At 33.5% G+C, this 21,248-nt stretch carries 21 protein-coding genes; 20 read left to right on the top strand and 1 reads right to left on the bottom strand.

Features of this window, described 5'->3' with window-relative positions; genetic code table 11:
* Window positions 1–741: 741 nt before the first annotated feature.
* The gene (locus OEV82_RS13195) at window positions 742–1,353 is read right to left on the bottom strand and encodes an MFS transporter (protein WP_173658671.1); all 612 of its coding nucleotides are present in this window, start codon (window positions 1,351–1,353) and stop codon (window positions 742–744) included.
* A 643-nt stretch (window positions 1,354–1,996) separates the two neighbouring features.
* On the opposite strand from OEV82_RS13195, the gene OEV82_RS13190 reads away from it, so the two are divergent.
* From OEV82_RS13190 to OEV82_RS13095, 20 genes are all read left to right on the top strand, one after another.
* A complete protein-coding gene (locus OEV82_RS13190; protein ID WP_173658670.1) occupies window positions 1,997–3,160 on the top strand; it encodes a D-alanyl-D-alanine carboxypeptidase family protein in 1,164 nt (387 codons plus the stop codon).
* 150 nt (window positions 3,161–3,310) lie between these two features.
* A complete protein-coding gene (gene spoIIAA / locus OEV82_RS13185; RefSeq protein ID WP_173658669.1) occupies window positions 3,311–3,664 on the top strand; it encodes an anti-sigma F factor antagonist in 354 nt (117 codons plus the stop codon).
* 3 nt (window positions 3,665–3,667) lie between these two features.
* On the top strand, window positions 3,668–4,108 hold the full coding sequence (gene spoIIAB / locus OEV82_RS13180; RefSeq protein WP_173658668.1) for an anti-sigma F factor: 441 nt from the start codon (window positions 3,668–3,670) through the stop codon (window positions 4,106–4,108).
* Window positions 4,109–4,120: 12 nt separating this feature from the next.
* The gene (sigF, locus tag OEV82_RS13175; RefSeq protein ID WP_173658667.1) at window positions 4,121–4,876 is read left to right on the top strand and encodes an RNA polymerase sporulation sigma factor SigF; all 756 of its coding nucleotides are present in this window, start codon (window positions 4,121–4,123) and stop codon (window positions 4,874–4,876) included.
* Between the two features lie 100 nt (window positions 4,877–4,976).
* Window positions 4,977–5,597 carry a stage V sporulation protein AA gene (locus tag OEV82_RS13170; protein ID WP_173658666.1) on the top strand — a complete coding sequence of 207 codons (621 nt, stop codon included), beginning with the start codon at window positions 4,977–4,979 and terminating at the stop codon, window positions 5,595–5,597.
* Window positions 5,587–6,009 (top strand): stage V sporulation protein AB, encoded by a 423-nt coding sequence (locus OEV82_RS13165; protein ID WP_173658665.1) that lies wholly within the window; start codon window positions 5,587–5,589, stop codon window positions 6,007–6,009. Before OEV82_RS13170 ends, OEV82_RS13165 begins: the two co-directional genes overlap by 11 nt.
* A 93-nt stretch (window positions 6,010–6,102) precedes the next feature.
* Window positions 6,103–7,524 (top strand): spore germination protein, encoded by a 1,422-nt coding sequence (locus OEV82_RS13160; protein WP_173658672.1) that lies wholly within the window; start codon window positions 6,103–6,105, stop codon window positions 7,522–7,524.
* 166 nt (window positions 7,525–7,690) lie between these two features.
* Complete coding sequence (gene lysA / locus OEV82_RS13155; protein WP_173658664.1) at window positions 7,691–9,013, top strand: diaminopimelate decarboxylase; 1,323 nt, start codon at window positions 7,691–7,693, stop codon at window positions 9,011–9,013.
* A 97-nt stretch (window positions 9,014–9,110) separates the two neighbouring features.
* Window positions 9,111–9,455, top strand: a complete 345-nt coding sequence (locus tag OEV82_RS13150) for a GNAT family N-acetyltransferase (protein WP_173658663.1) — start codon at window positions 9,111–9,113, stop codon at window positions 9,453–9,455.
* Window positions 9,456–9,639: 184 nt separating this feature from the next.
* The gene (locus OEV82_RS13145) at window positions 9,640–10,383 is read left to right on the top strand and encodes a segregation/condensation protein A (RefSeq protein WP_173658662.1); all 744 of its coding nucleotides are present in this window, start codon (window positions 9,640–9,642) and stop codon (window positions 10,381–10,383) included.
* A 21-nt stretch (window positions 10,384–10,404) separates the two neighbouring features.
* Window positions 10,405–11,028, top strand: a complete 624-nt coding sequence (gene scpB / locus OEV82_RS13140; protein WP_173658661.1) for an SMC-Scp complex subunit ScpB — start codon at window positions 10,405–10,407, stop codon at window positions 11,026–11,028.
* 100 nt (window positions 11,029–11,128) lie between these two features.
* Window positions 11,129–12,298, top strand: coding sequence for a D-alanyl-D-alanine carboxypeptidase family protein (locus OEV82_RS13135; protein WP_263062155.1), 1,170 nt, complete (start codon window positions 11,129–11,131; stop codon window positions 12,296–12,298).
* The gene (locus OEV82_RS13130) at window positions 12,291–12,884 is read left to right on the top strand and encodes a nucleoside recognition domain-containing protein (RefSeq protein ID WP_263062154.1); all 594 of its coding nucleotides are present in this window, start codon (window positions 12,291–12,293) and stop codon (window positions 12,882–12,884) included. Before OEV82_RS13135 ends, OEV82_RS13130 begins: the two co-directional genes overlap by 8 nt.
* Window positions 12,884–13,420, top strand: coding sequence for a spore maturation protein (locus OEV82_RS13125; protein ID WP_173658658.1), 537 nt, complete (start codon window positions 12,884–12,886; stop codon window positions 13,418–13,420). Before OEV82_RS13130 ends, OEV82_RS13125 begins: the two co-directional genes overlap by 1 nt.
* A 219-nt stretch (window positions 13,421–13,639) precedes the next feature.
* Entirely contained in the window at window positions 13,640–14,374 is a 735-nt protein-coding gene (locus tag OEV82_RS13120; protein WP_263062153.1) for a pseudouridine synthase, read from the top strand.
* A 396-nt stretch (window positions 14,375–14,770) separates the two neighbouring features.
* Complete coding sequence (gene resA / locus OEV82_RS13115; RefSeq protein ID WP_263062152.1) at window positions 14,771–15,304, top strand: thiol-disulfide oxidoreductase ResA; 534 nt, start codon at window positions 14,771–14,773, stop codon at window positions 15,302–15,304.
* Between the two features lie 11 nt (window positions 15,305–15,315).
* The gene (gene resB, locus OEV82_RS13110) at window positions 15,316–16,965 is read left to right on the top strand and encodes a cytochrome c biogenesis protein ResB (protein WP_263062151.1); all 1,650 of its coding nucleotides are present in this window, start codon (window positions 15,316–15,318) and stop codon (window positions 16,963–16,965) included.
* A 6-nt stretch (window positions 16,966–16,971) separates the two neighbouring features.
* A complete protein-coding gene (ccsB, locus tag OEV82_RS13105) occupies window positions 16,972–18,162 on the top strand; it encodes a c-type cytochrome biogenesis protein CcsB (RefSeq protein WP_263062150.1) in 1,191 nt (396 codons plus the stop codon).
* A 188-nt stretch (window positions 18,163–18,350) separates the two neighbouring features.
* The gene (locus tag OEV82_RS13100) at window positions 18,351–19,067 is read left to right on the top strand and encodes a response regulator transcription factor (protein ID WP_173658583.1); all 717 of its coding nucleotides are present in this window, start codon (window positions 18,351–18,353) and stop codon (window positions 19,065–19,067) included.
* A complete protein-coding gene (locus OEV82_RS13095; RefSeq protein WP_173658582.1) occupies window positions 19,064–20,827 on the top strand; it encodes an ATP-binding protein in 1,764 nt (587 codons plus the stop codon). Before OEV82_RS13100 ends, OEV82_RS13095 begins: the two co-directional genes overlap by 4 nt.
* Window positions 20,828–21,248 lie beyond the last annotated feature (421 nt).

Raw genomic sequence — 21,248 nt, 5'->3', positions numbered from 1 at the left:
GACATGGAAAAGACCATGTCCAGCCTAAATAAGATAAGAATCTTAGAAAATGATGAGCAAAAAAAGACAAATCCCAACTCAAATGAAGCATTTGAGTTGGGGTTTGTCGACAGTCTGAAACCTCCTATTATAAGGAGGTTTTTTGTGTGAGATACCAAAGATATATTCCTTAAATCATTACCGTCACAAAGGCGTTTCCGTTTCTGTAGCTTGTATATTAAAAATTTGGCGATTTTTATACACAATCAAAACCACAAAAACTGCCATAAGCCACAAAATAAGAACACATAATTCGCACCGAAGATATCAACTATTATTCCACCTAAAAAATTTGATAGAGGAATTAATACAACACTAATTGCTTGTAATAGAGTAGAAACACGTCCTCTATATTCATCGGGAATAATTAGAATTTGCACCGAATTTAAAACTATATTTGGAAGAGTTAAGCCGATCCCTAATAATAACCCAATATGAAGACGAACCAAATAACTTTATTAAATGACATAAGAATAAGCAGAATTGATAATAGTGACCAACCAAATAATACAATTGTAGAATTATTATATTTTTTTATTAGCAATCCAATTATTATAGCACTTATAATACTTCCCAAGATCATTAGTGCGTTAAAACTCCATATGCTGAGGAACTAGTTTTTAATAACCGTTGAAATAAACAACAAAAATCGGACCAACCATGCTAGCTATATTTAATAAACAAGAAATTATTGCGATTTTTTTAGAGAGTATTATTCCATAAAATTCTTCCACCTTCTAATATCTCCTTTTTTATTTTCATTCGTTTGTTTTCTAAATTTTGATCATCTCCGTTGTTTAAATCTTTTTCTTTACTATTTTGAGGAGTTTGCAATAATTTTAACAAACTTATTAATATTGAGCTAAGAAAAAAGGTTATAGAATTGAGTATAAAGCCTCCGATGATACAAACCAATGATATAACAAAGCCGGAAATGGCATTACCTAATATAGATGCGATATTACTTGAATCACTTCTATATCCTAACAATTTGGTAACTCCATCTTTTGGTACAATCAAGGGGATAATTCTAGTTTGAACAGGATACAGTAGATCAAATGAAATTTCTCTTATTGCAACCAAAACAAAAACTGCGAATATCTCAAATTCATTACTTAATATATAGATACAAACAACCATGATTAATAGAATGAGAGTATTAAATCGTAAAATCCAAGAAAACAAAGATTTTGGATTTTTACTCCTGTCTGCAAACACTCCGGCAATTGGCCCAATAAAGAAACCGCTAATATGTGTAAATGATCCGATTATTGCTGTGGCGATTGCGGATGAAGTTATTTCAACACATACCACATGATTAGAATTGAAAAGATACTATTTCCAATTTGTGAAACAAAGTCATTGATTACAAATATAGATATGTTTCTATTTTGTAACATATATTTGTCACTTTTGAAGGGTATTTACATTAAAAAAAAGACAGCGTAAAAAAAGAAGTTAGTAAATGAAACTATGTATATTTGAGTTAATCATGAAGGAGCGTTGAGCATCATGTATATAGCTATAAGAGGACAGACAAATATATCAATTTTCTTAAATGTCTAAAAATTTACATTAATTTTAAAATGGTTGGTATTATAATAGTACTTTAGAACTTGGTATGTCAACAGAAAATAGGACAACTTTTTTGATGTTTTTTCTGTGCAATGAGATAAAAGAAGCTTCGAATTGTAATACAGAAAAAATCGATTCTATATAGGCTCTTTCCCTTTAACGGAGGATATAGTAAATGGCAAGCAGCTTATGTTGCGACACTGTCAAAGATTTTTGAAACACAAAACAATGTAAGACTTCATTACGTATGCTCCGTTATAATGACTTGATAGTTTAAACCACGAAGAACCTTTTTTTATTTGAAATGGAAAAGATTGTATAAAAATCCTTTCAATGGAAACAATGAAGTGAAGATAGATAAAACTCAAAGTGAGGGAAAATCATGAAACGATTTATAGCAATATTTTCAGCTTTAATGATTTTTAGCTCCATTGTTCCATTGCAAGGAATGGCATCTGAGAAAAAATTAAATTTAGCTGAAAATGCGAAATCAGCAATTTTAATTGAAAGAGACACTGGGGCGGTAATTTTTGAAAAAAATAGTGATGAAAAACTTCCGCCTGCAAGCATGACGAAAATTATGACAATGTTGTTAATTATGGAAGCCATTAGTGATGGAAAAATTCAACTCGATGATAAGGTTCGCACAAGCGAATACGCCGCTTCGATGGGTGGGTCTCAAATCTTCCTAGAAGAAGGGGAAGAAATGACGGTTGACGAAATGCTAAAAGCAATTGCTATTGGTTCAGCGAATGATGCATCGGTTGCCATGGCAGAAAAAATCGCTGGTTCTGAGGAAAATTTTGTTGATATGATGAACGCGAAGGCGAAAGAACTTGGATTAAAAAATACAAAATTCCAAAATTCGACAGGCTTACCAGCTGAAGACCATTATAGTAGTGCAAGAGACATGGCTGTTATGGCCAAGGAGTTATTAAAATACGAAGAAATTACCAAATATACAAGTATGTATGAAGACTATTTAAGAGAAGGAACTGATAAAAAATTCTGGCTAGTAAATACAAACCGTCTTGTGAAATTCTACCCAGGTGTTGATGGCTTAAAAACAGGTTATACAAACGAAGCAAAATATTGCTTAACAGCCACAGCAAAAAAAGGCAATATGCGTACAATTGCTGTAGTAATGGGTGCACCAACACCAAAAGATCGAAATAAACAAATAACCCAAATGTTTGATTATGCGTTTAGTCAATATGAAACGAAACCATTTTACTCTAAAAATGAAAAGATTGGCGAGTTTCCTATAAAAAAAGGTGAACGAAGGAAATTAAAAGCGGTAGCAGGTGAAAGTGTGTCATTGCTAGTAAAAAAAGGAGAAAAAGTTGATAACGTAAAGAAACAATTGGTGATCAATAAGGATTTAAAAGCTCCAATTAAAAAAGGAACAGAAATTGGGAAGATTGTTATTTCGAAGGATGGAAAAGTGTTAGCAGAAAACTCGATTATTGCTGCTGAAGATATGAATTCAGCAAGTTGGTGGACATTGTTTAAACGGAGTTTTGGAATGTTTACAAAGATACAATAAAAATTGTTGGTTTTAAAAGAAATTTCTCGAAATATATCTAGTTTTGTCATCTTGAAGGAATTTTACTAGACATTGTTGAATTCACTCACTATACATAAAATTAGATTATACCTAAGTTACAAAATTAGGTGTAAAGGGAGGCTATGTATAGTGAGTTTACAAATAAACTTAGAATATAAAGAAAAACAAATTTTAATTGTCCGTTTAAGTGGAGAACTAGACCACCACACTGCTGACGATGTTAGAGAACAAGTCTCTACTGCGATTGAAAAAAATAAAATTCGTTATGTATTAATGAATTTGGAAGATCTGCATTTTATGGATAGTTCTGGCTTAGGAGTCATACTTGGCCGGTACAAACAACTTAAACAAGTTGATGGAGAAATGATTGTTTGTTCCGTATCCCCGGCAGTCGAACGTTTATTTAAAATGTCTGGCCTATTTAAGATAATTCGTTTCGTACAATCTGAAAATGAGGCTTTACAAAGATTGGGGGTAGCCTAAGCCATGAAAAATGAAATGCATTTGAAATTCCGTGCTCTAAGTCAAAATGAATCTTTTGCAAGAGTTACTGTTGCATCGTTTATAGCACAACTTGATCCGACAATGGATGAATTAACGGAAATAAAAACGGTTGTTTCGGAAGCAGTAACAAATGCGATCATACATGGATATGAAAGTGATTCAGACGGCTATGTTTATATTACTGTACGGCTTGATGGTTCAACAGTAGAATTAGAAGTTCGCGATGAAGGGATTGGAATTCAAAACATTGAAAAGGCGAAACAGCCATTATATACGACAAAACCTGAACTTGAACGCTCTGGGATGGGATTTACAATAATGGAAAACTTCATGGATGAAATGATCATCGAATCCCGTCCGAATGAAGGAACAGTCGTAAGATTGAAAAAAAAATTGTCAAATGCAAAAGCAGTGTACAATTAAGGGGTATTGCCAATGGATGTGGAGGTTAAAAAGACCGATCAAACCTATGTCAAAGACCACGAAATAAAAACTTTAATAGCGCGAAGTCAAAAAGGCGACCAATCGGCCCGAGATGAAATTGTAGAGAAAAATATGCGTTTAGTCTGGTCTGTTGTCCAACGATTTTTAAACCGAGGTTATGATCCTGATGATTTATTCCAAATTGGATGTATCGGTCTATTAAAATCTGTTGATAAATTTGACTTATCCTATGATGTAAAATTTTCAACCTACGCTGTTCCTATGATTATTGGAGAAATTCAGCGTTTTATTCGTGATGATGGAACGATTAAAGTAAGTCGATCATTGAAAGAGATTGGAAATCGAGTACGTCGCACAAAGGATGAGCTAACCAAAGAACTAGGTCGCGTACCTACGGTTTATGAATTAAGTGAACATATGGATGTCCCTGTCGAAGAAATATTAATGGCACAGGAAGCTGTACTTGCCCCTACATCTATACATGAAACAGTTTATGAAAATGATGGGGATCCTATTACATTACTTGATCAAATCTCTGATCAGGATAACGAAAAGTGGTTTGAAAAAATCGCTTTAAAAGAAGCGATTGAAAATCTGGATGATAGAGAAAAATTAATTGTATATTTGCGATATTATAAGGACCAAACACAATCTGAAGTTGCAGCGAGGCTTGGGATATCACAGGTTCAAGTTTCTCGATTAGAAAAGAAAATATTAAAAACGATTAAAGATCAAATGGAAACATAGAACCATTTGATCTTTTTTGTTAATAATTGGATTTTATGATTTTGCTTATTCCAACTCATACTAGTTTTAGAAAGTATTATATGTTCAGGAAGTGATTTTTGTGGTTACCACTATTTATATTCGCCTTCATCACCGGGTACAAGTGAAGCGATACAAACCAATACTCTTAAAAGATATTGCAATAATCAGTGCGCCGGAAAAACATAAGAAAATTTTAGAACCAATCGAAATCCATAAAGTATCGAAAAAGGATCAAAATATTGTAGTGTTAGATGGAATTAAAATCATTCAAAGGATTACAGAAAACATAGGGAATTGTGATATTCAGTTAGTTGGACCACAACAAACGATTATCGAAATCGTTACTCAAAAAGTAAAAATGTCAAAACCTTTATTTTTGTTAGCGTGGCTTTTACTATTTATCGGATCGGCCTTTACGATTATGAACTTTCATGAAGACACCAGTATGCAAGCTGTCCATCAAAAACTTTTTTATTTAATGACCGGAATAAAGGATTCAAAACCACTTTCTATCCAAATTCCTTATTCAATCGGTTTGGGTTTAGGCATGATTTTATTCTTTAACCATGTATTTAAAAAACGGATCAATGAAGAACCGAGTCCATTGGAAGTTGAAATGTTTAATTACCAGCAAAACATAGATCACTATATGATTATCAATGAAAGTGAGGAAAGTGTAAAACGAATCGATGAGTCTTAAAGTTATTTTTGTTTTACTTGTCGGTCTTGCTGGTGGTTTCGCTGTCGGTGCTGGATTCGTTGCTTTTATTGCTGTATTAGGTATTATACCTAGACTCATGCAATTAACAAAATCGATGAGCATGTTGCTTTATTATGAATGGGCAACAGTGCTTGGTGTTATAACTGGTTCTTGGATTGGTTTACAAGAAATTCAGTTTTCATTTCACTGGATTTTTATGGTTTTTTTAGGATTATTTCAAGGGGTATTTGTCGGTATGTTAGCTGCGGCATTATATGAAGCATTAGATGTGTTGCCGTTAATTTTCAAACGAGTCAAACTCCAGGACCGTTTACTTTATTTACTCATGGCGATTGTTCTAGGGAAGGTCTTTGGTTCTTTATTTCATTGGCTTTTTTATGTGAATTTATAAATTTTTGCTACTAAAAGGATGTGATAAACATTGACAGAAGCAACAATAAATAAGCAACCAATTACAGGCAATCTAGAAGAAATTGAAGCGTATATGAAAAATAGAGTTGGATTAGGGACTAGTTTTGATTTAGGAGTACGAAAAATCAAAGTCTTTAATCGAAGTATCCATCTTTATTACGTTAACGGATTGGTTGATACGCTCTATGTTTTACGTACTCTACAAGAAGTTGTTCATCTAAATGATCGACATGATAGTAAATTCGCTAAAGATTTGTTCTTATTAGTTAAAAATTATATTAACAATCAATCTGTTGAAATTGTTTCAACGTTAGATGAAGCAGTTGATCAAGTTTTATCTGGTTTAATAATTATTTTTGTAGAAGATGAAAATAAAGCTTTTGTAGTTGATACAAGAAGTTATCCTGGCAGATCACCAGAAGAACCAGATACAGAGAGAGTCATTCGCGGATCAAGGGATGGGTTTGTTGAAAATATTATATTCAATACCGCTCTTATTCGAAGAAGAATACGTGATGAGCGGCTACGTTTTGAAATGTTTAAAGTAGGGGAACGTTCAAAAACAGATGTTTCCCTCGTTTATTTAAAAGACGTTGCAAATCCAAAATTAATTAAAACGATTCGGAAAGAGATTGAAGGGATTGATGTTGATGGTTTAACAATGGCTGATAAAGCCATTGAAGAATATATTTTGAAGCAAGGATACAATCCCTATCCACAAGTAAGATATACAGAAAGGGCCGATGTAGCGGCGACTCATATATTAGAAGGTCATGTTTTAATCATTGTCGATACTTCTCCAAGTGTTATTATTACTCCGACAACTTTTTTTCATCATGTTCAACATGCGGAAGAATATCGACAATCAGCGGCTGTCGGAACATTTGTAAGATGGATTCGTTTTATCGGTATACTTGCTTCTATCTTTTTATTACCACTTTGGTTACTTTTCGTTTTGGAACCTGAATTATTACCAAAACAATTAGATTTTATCGGCCCGAAAGAAACATCAAATATACCGGTTGTTATACAAATATTTATTTGCGATATCGGAATAGAGTTTCTACGTATGGCAGCCATTCATACCCCTACTCCGTTATCCACTGCAATGGGTTTAATTGCTGCCGTATTAATTGGTGAAATAGCAGTAGAAGTTGGTTTATTAATACCCGAAGTTATTTTATATGTGGCTTTTTCCGCCATTGGTACTTTTGCTACTCCGAGTTATGAGTTAAGTGTTGCAAATAAAATCTCCCATTTATTTCTATTGATCCTTGTATCTCTTTTCAAAGTGCCTGGATTTGTTATCGGTACCACAATCATATTAATCTTTTTGACGAGTATGCGTTCGTTAAACACACCATACTTTTGGCCGTTTATTCCATTTCAACCGCGGGAGTTTATGCAAATTTTAGTTCGTAGATCTACACCAGGAACGATTGTCCGTCCAGCTATTGTTCAGCCTAGAAATAGGAAAAAACAAGAAACATCGTAAAGGTAGAAAATTGTTATGTTCCATGTAGAATCTCTTAAAAAACAACACGTATGTCAAAATAAGACATTGCAAGGATAGCTTTAATATGTTAAAGTTTTTCATATTAGTAATTAAATATTCGGAATCGTTTATTTGATAAATTGTGTTAAAAGTTGGGAGTGAGAAAATGATTCTGCATGGGACGATGAAAGTGAATGAACAAGGTCATTTAGAAATTGGAGGTTGTGACACCGTTCAATTGGCAACTGATTTTGGAACTCCTCTTATAGTTTATGATGTAAGATTAATTCGACAAAGAGCAAGGAGTTTTATAGATACATTTAAAAAAGCAGGAGTAAAAGCGCAAGTAGCCTATGCTAGTAAAGCATTTTCATCTATTGCTATGCTTCAATTAGCAAATGAAGAGGGCTTGTCTTTAGATGTTGTATCCGGTGGCGAATTATATACTGCTATTAAAGCTAACTATCCGGTTGAGAAAATTCATTTTCACGGGAATAACAAAAGTATTGAAGAAATGGAAATGGCACTAGATCATAATGTCGGCTGTTTTGTTGTAGATAACTTCTATGAACTCAATATATTGCATGATTTAGCAACCCAAAAGAGAAAAAAAGTAAATATTTTACTTCGTGTTACTCCGGGTATAGAAGCCCATACTCATGATTATATTTTAACAGGTCAAGAAGATTCGAAATTTGGATTTGATTTAACAAGTGGTCAAGCTGATCAGGCTCTAAAATTGGCGAATTCTCTTTCAAATTATAATGTATTAGGACTTCATTGTCATATAGGCTCACAAATTTTTGAAACAACAGGATTTAAGCTTGCGATTCAAAAAATATTTACACATATTAAAAAATGGAAAACACAACTATCGTACGAACCATCGGTTGTTAATGTCGGTGGGGGCTTCGGTATTCGCTATACTGAATCAGATAAACCACTTCAACCAGAAGAGTATGTTAATGCCATTATTCATGAAGTAAAAACTCATGTAAATGAAAATAATCTGACAATGCCAGAAATATGGATAGAACCGGGAAGATCGCTTGTTGGGGATGCAGGAACAACTATTTATCGAATTGGTTCTTCGAAAGAAATACCAGGTATTCGTAAATATGTAGCTGTAGATGGCGGAATGAGTGATAATATTCGTCCTGCACTTTATCAAGCAAAATATGATGCGATTGTTGCAAATAAAGCCAATGATAAAAAAGAAGATCTTGTATCCATTGCTGGAAAAGCTTGTGAATCAGGTGATATGTTAATTTGGGATTTACCAATTACAAAAACAGAACCCGGAGATATATTAGCAGTTTTTTGTACTGGTGCCTATGGATATTCTATGGCAAGCAATTATAATCGTTTACCACGTCCAGCAGTCGTATTTGTTGAAAAAGGTAAAGCGAAACTTGTTATTCGTAGGGAAACTTACGAAGATTTAATAAAATTGGATTTCCCCTTATTTGAGGTAATAAAACAAGATTAATCATAAGCAAAATAAATAAATAGATAAAAACTAGGTTTTATTGTAAAATAATAATGGCAATATTGTATGGATTAGTTTTATATAATGAGGGATCAATATGTTAATTCGCTATAAAAAATCTTTTGAAAAAATTGCGATGGGCTTATTATCTTTTATGCCAAATGAAAAAGATTTAAAAAAATTACAACAAACAATTAAAGAATATGAAACCAATGATCAATGGCACTTGTTTTTATGGAAAGAAAATGACGATATTATCGGTTTAATTGGCGGACGTGAAGTTAATGATGAAGTTTTTGAAGTTTTACACATTTCTGTAAACCCTTCGCATCGAGAACAAGGTGTCGGAAAAGGTATGGTAAAAGCATTAAAAGATATGTTTCCAAATGCTCAATTTTCTCCTAGCGAAAATGTGGCAACTTTTTTTAATCGATGTGACTAGTTAAATTCAAATTCTTGTTTATATTCATGTACTTGATACCCTTATCTATATGTTACGGGTCTGACCTTATGTTAGGGACGACCTCTTTTTTATGGAAAAAATAAGAAAATGTATAGTCTATTTGATTAAAGATCGTTTTCCATTATACTAAAGGAAGGATTTTAATAATATTGGTGATTAACAAATGTTCATGAACATTAAAACAGTAGGATTTGAAGGTCCATTAGACTTACTATTACATTTAATAAAAACGTTAGAAATAGATATTTATGATATTCCAATGCATGAGATAACCGATCAGTATTTATTGTATATTCATACAATGCAGGAATTGGAATTGGATGTCGCAAGCGAATATTTAGTAATGGCAGCTGAACTATTAGCAATTAAAAGTAAAATGTTGTTGCCAAGACATGAACCAGAAGACGATCAAATGGAATATGAAGAGGCGTATGAAGAAGACCCGCGTGAAGAATTAGTTGCACGATTAATCGAATATCGTAAATATAAAGAAGCTTCCCTCGAATTGAAAGAAAAAGAGAAGGAACGTTCACTATTTTTTACAAAACCGCCTAGCGATTTATCAGAGTATTCTTCTAATGTTTCAATTGTTGAAAGTGAAAACAAAGCAACGATCTATGATATGCTAGGTGCTTTTCATAAACTTTTGCGACGTAAACGACTCCAAAAGCCATTGCAAACGAGGATTGCTCGAGACGAAATTTCGATAGAGCAACGCATAGAAGAGGTTTATGAAGAACTTGTAAGTAATAATAGTTGGGTGGACTTTTTTAAACTATTCCCATATCCTGATAAAAACCATATTGTCACGACGTTTTTAGCTGTTTTAGAGCTATTAAAACGAGATCAAATTAAAGTACAACAAGAAGAAAACTTTGGTGACCTGTTCATTGCGGCAAACAGGTAAGTTTAAAGAAGGTGGACTGAATTGGAACTTGTAAATTGGAAAGGTATATTGGAAAGCTTATTATTTGCTGCAGGAGATGAGGGACTGACCTTAAAACAAATTACTTCTGTTATGGAAATACCAGAATTTAAAGCTATTGAAATATTACACGAATTAAAAGAAGAATATGAACATGATAACAACCGTGGATTAACGATTATAGAAGTAGCTGGCACATATCAGTTGGCAACGAAAAAAGAAAACGCGGTTTATTTAAAAAGATTGGTAGAATCGCCTAATCACGCTACATTAAGTCAAGCTGCTCTTGAAACTTTAACAATAATAGCTTATAGACAACCAATCACTCGAATCGAGATTGAAGAAATCCGAGGGGTAAAAACGGAAAGACCAATACATACACTCGTTGCCAAAGGACTCATTCAAGAAGTAGGGAGAGCTGATGGACCGGGAAGAGCAATATTATATGGAACTACAAAAGAATTTCTAGATTATTTTGGGTTAAAGGATTTAAATGAGTTACCAGAGTTACCAGAGGCAGATGAAAATGACTTGGTCGAAGAAGCTGATCTTTTCTTTGATCGACTAACTGATAATCATTTTGATTCGAAAAAAGAATTAAATCACGAACAAGATTCACTGGATTAATTCCAGTGATTTTTTTATCAACTAATTTTGTATTTTTATCATAACTTTCTTTTTTACACCATAAACTTGTACAAATGACAGAAGGAGCAGGTGGACAAGTATGCGATTTGATTACAAAAAAATATTGGCAATCATCATATTAACGCTTTTTTGTACATGGATAATACCGCCAAACAACATCGCATTCGCTCACCAAATAAGCGTTAATTCATATAGTGCTATTATAATCGATCAAAAAACCGGCCGAGTTTTTTATGAAAAAAATGCCCACGAACCTAGAAGAATTGCAAGTATAACGAAAATCATGACCGCAATACTCGCGATTGAATCAGGAAAAATGGATGAAACAGTAACTGTAAGTAACAATGCAACACGAGTCGAAGGCTCCTCTGTTTATTTAAAGCCGGGTGAAAAGATTAAATTGAGAGATCTCGTCTATGGACTTATGCTCCGTTCAGGTAATGATGCAGCTTATGCAATTGCTGAATATGTTGGTGGAAGTGTGGAGGGCTTTGTGTTTTTAATGAATGAGAAAGCGAAGCAACTTGGTATGAAAAACACCCATTTTGCGAATCCCCATGGCCTTGATGATCATGAAGACCATTTTTCTTCTGCCTATGACATGGCGATCCTCACAAAATATGCAATGGAAAATGAGCAATTTCGAGAAATTTCAAGTACAAAGGTATATAGAACGCCTGATCCTAAAGGGAATTGGGATCGAATTTGGCGCAACAAGAATAAGCTCGTTACGGGTTTATATAAATATTCCACTGGTGGAAAAACAGGATATACAAAAAGAGCAAAACGAACCCTCGTATCTACGGCATCAAAAGATGGAATGGATTTAATAGCTGTAACATTAAATACACCGTCTTCAACGGATTGGGATGAACATATTCAAATGTTTGAATACGTTTTTGATCATTATCAATATGAATCGATTATAAAAAATGGAAAAATAAAAAAAATAGAAGACAAAGTGTATAAAAATCATGCCTATTTAGATCGTGATTTTATTTATCCAATAAAAAAGAATGAAAAAGAACAATTTGAAATTAACTATCGTTTAATCAAACCTAAAAAAGAGTGGCGGAAAAAAGAAGATGAAATACCGGAAATCATAGGTAAGACCGAAATTTATTTTAAAGATCAATTAATCCACACAATGCCGATTTATTATAAACATGGAAAAAAGAAACATAATTCCTTTTTTGACTATTTTTCTATCATATTTGGATCGGTTATAGGGGTTCATTCAAATGATTAATATTATTTGGGTAGCAATGTCCGTTATTGGAATTGTATTTGCGATGTTTAACGGCACTATGGAAGAGGTGAATAAAGCCGTTTTTCAAGGGGCACAAGAAGCAGTCACCTTATGTATTGGTTTTATTAGTGTTCTAGTCTTTTGGTTAGGATTAATGAGAATTGCTCAAACATCAGGTCTATTGGACAAGCTTGCATACCTATTTAAACCGTTAGTGAAAAAAATTTTTCCAGATATTCCACCTGATCATCCTGCCCTTGGATATATTTTATCAAATATGATGGCAAATATGTTTGGATTAGGTAATGCAGCTACACCACTTGGCATTAAGGCAATGGAGCAATTAAAAATGTTAAATGGTGGTAAAAATGAGGCAAGCCGTTCTATGGTTACATTTCTAGTTATTAATACATCAAGCATTACGATCATTCCGACAACCGTTTTGGCGATCAGAATGAACTATGATTCCGTATCACCGGCCGAGATTGTGTTACCAACTATTATAGCATCATTGTTTGCGACCATTTGTGCCATATTAATAGATCACTATATTTATAATCGAAAAAATAGAAACAGGGTGAGATAATGCAAATCATTTCCACCGTTTCGTTATGGCTAATTCCAATCATTATAGCAATTATTTTAATACATGGAACATGGAAAAAAGTACCAACGTATGAAACCTTTGTTGAAGGAGGAAAAGAGGGAATAAAAATTGCTATATCAATTATTCCTTTTCTTGTCGGAATGTTAGTAGCCATTTCCATCTTTCGTGCATCAGGAGCATTGGAGTTTTTTGTTGGGCTACTTAGACCGGTACTTGAACTTTTTGGTATCCCTGCCGAAATTGTCCCTTTAGCAATTTTACGACCGATTTCAGGCAATGCGGCATTAGGAGTGACAAGTGACTTAATAGCAACATATGGTCCGGACTCATTTATCGGTCGACTTGCTTCAGTTATGCAAGGGAGCACCGATACAACATTTTATATTTTAACAGTATATTTTGGTGCTGTTGGAATAAAAAAGATGGGAGATGCATTAAAGATCGGCTTAATTGCTGATTTTATTGGAATTACTGCAAGTATAATAATCGTAACACTAATATTTGGTACTACATAAAAAAGGGAAATGTTTAAACAAGCGAAAGCGGTTATTCGCTTGTTTTTATTTTTGTATAAAATTATTATGCAATTTTTTTGTATTGAGCAATAGATTGTGGCATAATTCAGCTAGAGTATGGTATTGTAAATTTTTACACCAAAATATTTTTTCATAAATATATTTTATTTATTTTTTGAACAACATGAAAGTGTACAGCAAAAAAAGGAGTGTTATCTCTTGGAACGATTACAAAAGGTTATTGCTCATGCTGGAATAGCTTCGAGGAGAAAAGCTGAAGAATTAATTTTGCAAGGAAAAGTAACGGTTAATGGAGAAGTTGTCAAACAATTGGGAACAAAAGTTGGACCAAATGATGTAGTGGAAGTCAATGGAATTAAGGTTGAAAAAGAAGCACCTGTATATTTCTTATTTTATAAACCGAAAGGGGTAGTTACGACAGTTAAAGATGATAAAAATCGGAAAACGGTGCTGGATTTCTTTCCTGAAGTTACAGAACGTATTTATCCTGTTGGACGACTAGATTATGATACATCTGGAATACTACTGATGACGAATGATGGAGAGTTTGCGAATCTGTTAACGCATCCGAAATATGAAATTGAAAAAACTTATATTGCCAAAGTGAAAGGAATTCCTACTAGAGAACATTTAAAACAATTGCAGAAAGGTATTCGGTTAGATGATGGTTTAACTGCACCAGCAAAAGCAAAGTTTTTATCTGCTAATAAGCGTAAAAACACTGCTATTATTGAACTAACAATACATGAGGGAAGAAACCGTCAAGTAAGGCGTATGTTTGAAAAAATCGGCTATCCAGTAATGAAATTAAAAAGAGAACGTTATGCCTTTTTAGATTTAACGGGTTTAAATGCGGGAGAATGGAGACCGCTTACACCTCATGAAGTAAAACAGTTAATTGTTCTTGCCAAAAATGGTGGAAACCGTCGTTAATAAAGGAGTTGTTCTAATAATTATCGTATAGTGAAATGGCGGCCTGGAAAAATGTTTTAAACTTTCCCGCGTGTTCAGAATCAGTGAAGCACAATCAGAGGCCAGTGAGAACAGCAAAAGCTTTTGTACTGTCAGGCACATAAGTCAAAGACTTCGCAGGAACGGAATGACAAGGAGCTTAGCTTGTGCTATTGTATACGCGTCCGCCATTTCAAACTCAAAATTTGCTATATGTATACTTTTTGACCGACATCATATAGGTTTAATTATTCGAAAATAAAATCTAAATAAAATATATACATATTTCTGTAACTGAAGGTTCAAAACTTTACAAAAAAACAAAAATCTGAAATGATAGAATCACTACCATATATAACTGGGATAGGAGGGCAGTCGATGAGAAATAAAAAAAATCGGCTTATCTTACGTTCAGTCATTCTCGTAATGCTTTCAGCCGCTATTATCTTTGTATTATATTCAAATTTCGCAAAGGACACAAAAAAGGTGGCTGCAATTGGTGAGGAAGCGCCTGACTTTGTTTTAAAAGATTTAGAAGGTAATGAATATAAATTGTCTGACTATCGAGGGAAGGGTGTATTTTTAAATTTTTGGGGAACATGGTGTGAACCTTGTAAAGATGAGATGCCTTATATGCAAAATCAATATAAAAAATATAAAGATGAAGGTGTAGAGATTATAGCCATAAATGTTGGTGAAACGAAAATCGCAATCGAAAACTTTGCGAAACAATACAATCTTTCTTTTCCTATAGTAGTTGATGAGAGCGGTGAAGTTCAAAAAGCATATGGAATCTTTCCCTTACCTGCAACGTATTTGATCAATTCAGACGGCATTATAGTCGATTATATTGAATCAACGATGACAGAGGAAATGGTACAACAATATATGGAAAAGATTAAACCTGAATAGGAGTTTTATTTATGAATAAAGTTAAGTGTGAATGTGGTCATGTTAATCCACATGGAACAATTCTTTGTGAGGCTTGCGGAAAAGTTTTTGATGAGAAGGCAATCGAAGGAAAACTACTAGATATGCGCTATGAAGGTAGTGCACGCCGGTCGCAAACATATAATAAAACGATAATAGATCGTATTTGGAACTTTTTTTCGTCTGTTAAAGTTGGGGTAGTATTAATTGTTATTACGCTTATTGCAACTGCAATTGGATCTATTTTGCCACAGATTTCCACATTAGGTCAATTACCGATGCCGGCAGAACAATATTACGAAGAAAATTATGGCTCGTTCGGAAAGGTATATTATATTTTAGGTTTTCATGATACATATGGTTCTTGGTGGTACTTATTATTAATAGCGTCGATAGGTGTTTCTTTAATTATATGTAGTTTAGACCGGGCAGTCCCTCTCTATAAAGCTTTGAAAAATCAACGTGTGAAACGGAATACGAATTTTTTAAGTAGACAACGCTTTTATAACATGACTGAAGCCAAAGAAATTGAAAGAGATTTTCCTATTGTAATAGAAAGATTGAAGAAAAAACATTATAAAGTAAAAGTAGAAAAAGGGCATTTATTTGCTGAAAAAGGAAGATTTTCAAGATGGGGACCATATGTAAACCATATCGGTTTAATCATATTTTTAATTGGATGTATGCTTCGGTTTATACCAGGGTTTTATATAAATGAATTTTTATGGATTAAAGAAGGAGAAACACTTGCCATTCCTGGTACAGATAAAGAGTATTATTTAGCAAATCATAAATTTATATTTGAAGTGTATGACGAAACAGATGGGGAAGTTTTTCAAAAGGCGATTGAAGAAAAAGGAATGATTGCCAAAAATTTCCAAACAGATGCAACTTTATATAGTGCTGAATCATCATTACCTGGGGAGGAACCAAAATTAAAAAAAATAAAAGATTACGAGATACAGGTCAATAAACCATTGAAATTTGATGGATATGCTTTATATCAATCAAGTTATCGGTTGAATGAAATATCGACAATGACATTTGCATTGACAAACAAAGAAACGGGAGAATCATACGGGAATATATCCATTGACTTAAATAATCCTCAAAAGCTATATGATTTAGGGAATGGTTATTTTGTTGAGTTATTAGATTATTTTCCAAATTTCCAAATGAAAGATGGAAAACCATCTACAGCTTCACAAGAGCCTATAAATCCAGCATTTGCATTTAAAATGATAACACCAGACCGTCCTGAAGGAGAAAGAAGTTTTGCAGCCATTCAACAAACGATAGAAGTTTCTGAAAATAAATATAAAATGGAGTTTCAAACGGTTGAAACAGTTAATTATAGTGGACTTACCGTACGACTTGATAAAACATTACCTGTCATTGCCATTGGGGGCATTATATTTTTAATTGGAGTAGCACAAGGCTCTTTTTGGCAACATAGACGAATTTGGGTGAAACACGTAGAAGGAACAGTACATGTTGCGGGACATACAAATAAAAATTGGTATGGTTTCCATAAGGAAATTGAAAAAGTATTATCTGATACAAAAATTCCGATTCCTATTGATCAAAAGGCTGAAAATAATAGAGTTATCGGTCAAAAGGATCGAATGAGCACATTGGGGTGATAAATAATGGCAGAATTAAGTAGTAATTTATTGTTAATTGCATTTATTATCTATTTAGTAGCAACACTATTTTTTGGCGGAGCAATCAAACAAAAGAGGGGAATGGATGAGAGTCATTATAAAAATAATATTACAATTAGTGCTAAAATAGGGATAACATTGACCATAATCGGATTTATGATACACATTGGCTATTTTATAACAAGATGGGTGGCTGCTGGACATGCACCAGTTAGTAACATGTTTGAATTTATTACATTCTTTAGCATGATGCTTGTCGGTGCCTTTATACTAATCTATTTTATTTACCAAGCGGCAGTTTTAGGGGTTTTCGCACTTCCCATCGTGATCATTTTAATTGGATATGCCAGCATGTTTTCGAGGGATATTACTCCGCTAATACCACCACTAAAAAGTATATGGTTACCTATACATGTGATGACGACAGCAGCAGGACAAGCAATCCTATCGATCGGTTTTGTAGCTGGAGTCATCTATTTATTAAAGAACGTTAACCAAAAAGAAACCTCCTATAAGCGGTTAGGTATAGAATCTATAATGTATTTATTAACAGTAGTACTAGGTTTTATTATCATGACAAGTACGTTTTCTTTTATGCATTATGAAGCTCAATTTGAATGGATAGATAAAGAAGGACAAACTTCAACGATTGTGTATGAACTTCCTGCTTTAGTCGGTCCTAATGATTGGAATTTACTTACGGAGTCTAAAATGGAGCCATTAGCTGAATTGCCTGCAAATTTTAACGCAGCAAGGGCAAATACAGTAATTTGGTCGTTTATTGCTGGAACAATTCTTTACATCCTAGTTCGACTAATTACAAGAAAAAGAATCTCACAGATGATTCAACCGCTTGTAGCAAAAATTAATGATGATCTGTTAGATGAAATTGCTTATCGGTCGGTGTTGATTGGGTTTCCTATTTTTACATTAGGTGGACTCGTTTTTGCCATGATTTGGGCACAAATTGCCTGGACAAGATTTTGGAATTGGGATCCAAAAGAGGTTTGGGCCCTTATTACTTGGTTTTTTTATGCTGCTTTTTTACATTTACGATTATCAAGAGGGTGGCATGGAGAAAAATCTGCTTGGCTTGCTGTAATAGGATTCGGTATTATTATGTTTAATCTTGTATTTGTTAATTTAGTGATTGCGGGATTACACTCCTATGTATAATAAAGGGAGCTGACAGTTGTCAGCTCTTTCCTTATGCTGTTTTTTCCAGTTTGGACAGTATTTTTAATTGCATATATAATAGAATTGAGCAAAGTGTGGCAAATTTTTTACATAATATAGATCCTATGAATATCATATGGAAATAAATTGTCGATTTTTGTACAATTGATACAAGGAGGTTTCATCGAATGAAACAAGATGTAAAGATTCTAATTGTAGATGATGAAGAAAGAATTAGAAGATTATTAAAAATGTACTTAGAAAGAGAAAATTATGTAATTGACGAAGCGCAAGAAGGAAATGAAGCCTTAGAAAAGGCATTGGCAACGGATTATGATTTAATTATTTTAGATTTAATGCTACCGGGAAAAGATGGAATTGAAGTTTGCCGCGAACTAAGAGAAAAGAAAGCGACACCGGTTATTATGTTAACAGCTAAAGGCGAAGAAGCAAACCGTGTTCAAGGATTTGAAGTTGGAACAGACGATTATATCGTTAAACCTTTTAGTCCTCGTGAAGTTGTTTTACGTGTAAAAGCATTGTTAAGAAGATCTTCAAAAACTAGTTATTTACAAACAGATACAACTGCAAAAAATATTATCGTATATCCACATTTAACTATAGATCATGATGCACATCGAGTATTAGCAGATGAAAAAGAAGTAAGTTTAACACCAAAGGAATACGATTTATTATACTTTTTAGCAAAGTCACCTGACAAAGTATTTGATCGTGAACAATTGTTACGTGAAGTTTGGCATTATGAATTCTTTGGTGATTTAAGAACAGTGGATACCCATATCAAACGATTAAGAGAAAAACTAAGTAAAGTATCGGAAGACGCTGCCAAAATGATTGTAACTGTTTGGGGAGTAGGGTACAAATTTGAGGTAGTGAATGAATGAAACGATGGAATAGTGTTGTAGGTAAATTATGGGCAACAATATTATTATTGATGTTTGTTGTTCTATTCGTATTATCAATCTTAATTATGCAATTTTTTCAAAGTTATGTTGTGGAAGATGTAAAAAAATCATTAATAGATACGGCTTCCCAAATAGCTAAAACTTTAGAAGAGCATGATGAATTTAGCTTTGCATTAGAAGTTGCATGGGAAATTTTGGATGAAAATACACATGCGATCATTATTACTGACGAAAATCACATTTATCACTCAAACCCAGAGGATAAAAAGATTTTTGACATCAATTATTTTAAGTCTGATAAAACGCTTTCTCAAGTGTTTACTATTGATGATTCAGTGACGAAAGAAATTGAATTCACACAATCAGATGAAAAATTAAATCAAGGTTTAATGATCGGTGTACCGATCCATTTAGTTAATAAAACTGGTGCGGTATTTATATATCAATCTTTAGATGTAATGGATAATGCGATTGAAGCAACTTCTGATATCATTCTTTGGTCAGCTGGAATTGCTTTTATATTGACAAGTGCCTTTGCTTTCTTTCTTTCAACCCGTGTAACTGCACCTCTGCGAAAAATGCGTGAATCTGCAGCCGAAGTAGCCAAAGGACGTTTTGATGTTAAAGTTCCAATATTAACCCATGATGAAATTGGTGAATTAGCGAAGACATTTAATAAAATGCGTGAACAATTAGAAGTGAATATGAATGCATTAAAACGTGAAAAAGAGCAACTTTCAAGTATTTTACGTAGTATGGCAGACGGTGTCATTACTATAAATAAACAAGGAGAGATATTAGTTACCAATCCTCCTGCAGATGAATTTTTATCGGCATGGACTGATTCACAAGATAATAAGGGAAAAAAAGAGATACCGCCAGAATTTATTGATTTATTAAATGAATCTATTAAAACAGGGAAAGATCAGTCTGGCGAAATGAATTTTGGAGATCGATATTGGTCTTTTATCGTTTCCCCGCAATTCGATGAACAATCTATCCGTGGTGCTGTTGTAGTCATACGGGATATGACTGAGGAACGAAAATTAGAAAAAATGCGTAAAGATTTTGTTGCGAATGTTTCACATGAGTTACGTACACCAGTAGCTATGTTACAAGGTTATAGCGAAGCTTTAATTGATGATATTGCAGGTAATGAAGAAGAACGGAAAGAAATTATAAAGATCATTAATGAAGAATCTCTTCGGATGGGACGATTAGTCAACGAATTGCTTGATTTAGCTAGGTTGGAATCAGGGAGCATGAGTTTAACATTTGACGATGTTCAATTAAATTCTTACATAGAAAGAATAGGTCGTAAATTCTTTGGACTTGCTAAAGAAAATAATGTTCATTTAGAAGTTCAAGTTAACACAGATAAGGATATATATCGTTTTGACCCAGATCGAATTGAACAAGTATTAACGAATTTAATTGATAATGCTATTCGACATACTCCAGAGGAAGGGTTAGTGGAGTTAAAAGTGACAAGTGGCCAGAATGGATTAATTTTAGAAATAAAAGATAATGGATCTGGAATTCCTTCTGAAGATTTACCTTTTGTTTTTGAAAGATTTTATAAAGCTGATAAAGCAAGGACAAGAGGGAGTTCGGGAACAGGTTTAGGGCTGGCCATTGCGAAAAACATTATTGATGCACATAAAGGAACAATTTCCGTGTGGAGTGAACTAGGAAAAGGAACTGTATTTACAATAAATTTACCTGAACAAACAAATTAATATCTTTTTTATAGGGCTGTCCAATAAGTCCAAGAAGTGGATTTTGTAAAATGGCGGGCACTTAGAAAAAATGTTTCACATTTTTCCTTCACGAGCATAATTAGTGAAGCTTATTGATAGTCCAATGGCAATAGCCAAAATTTTTGATCTTATAGCTTAAACCTGGCACTTGAGGCTATTGACCTGGACAAACACTACATGCGCAATTAGAGTAGGCGCTGAGACTATGATTCCGTCAATCGAACAAAAAGATCTACTACGTACTTAATTTATGGACAGCCCTTTTGTTTTATAATTAGGCTCTATAATAAATGTTGGGGTTTTCATACAATTTTGGTCAAAAAAAAAAGACACGCAACCCCGTCATTCTTTTATACTTGAATTGTCCAGAAACAAGCAAAAAGAATGGAGTTGCGTGTAC

It is taken from the genome of Pallidibacillus thermolactis, from assembly GCF_025660415.1.
In the GTDB taxonomy this organism is placed as follows: domain Bacteria; phylum Bacillota; class Bacilli; order Bacillales; family Caldibacillaceae; genus Pallidibacillus; species Pallidibacillus thermolactis.
Note: the sequence above shows the minus strand (reverse complement) of the source record. Positions and strands in the feature narration are given on the sequence as shown.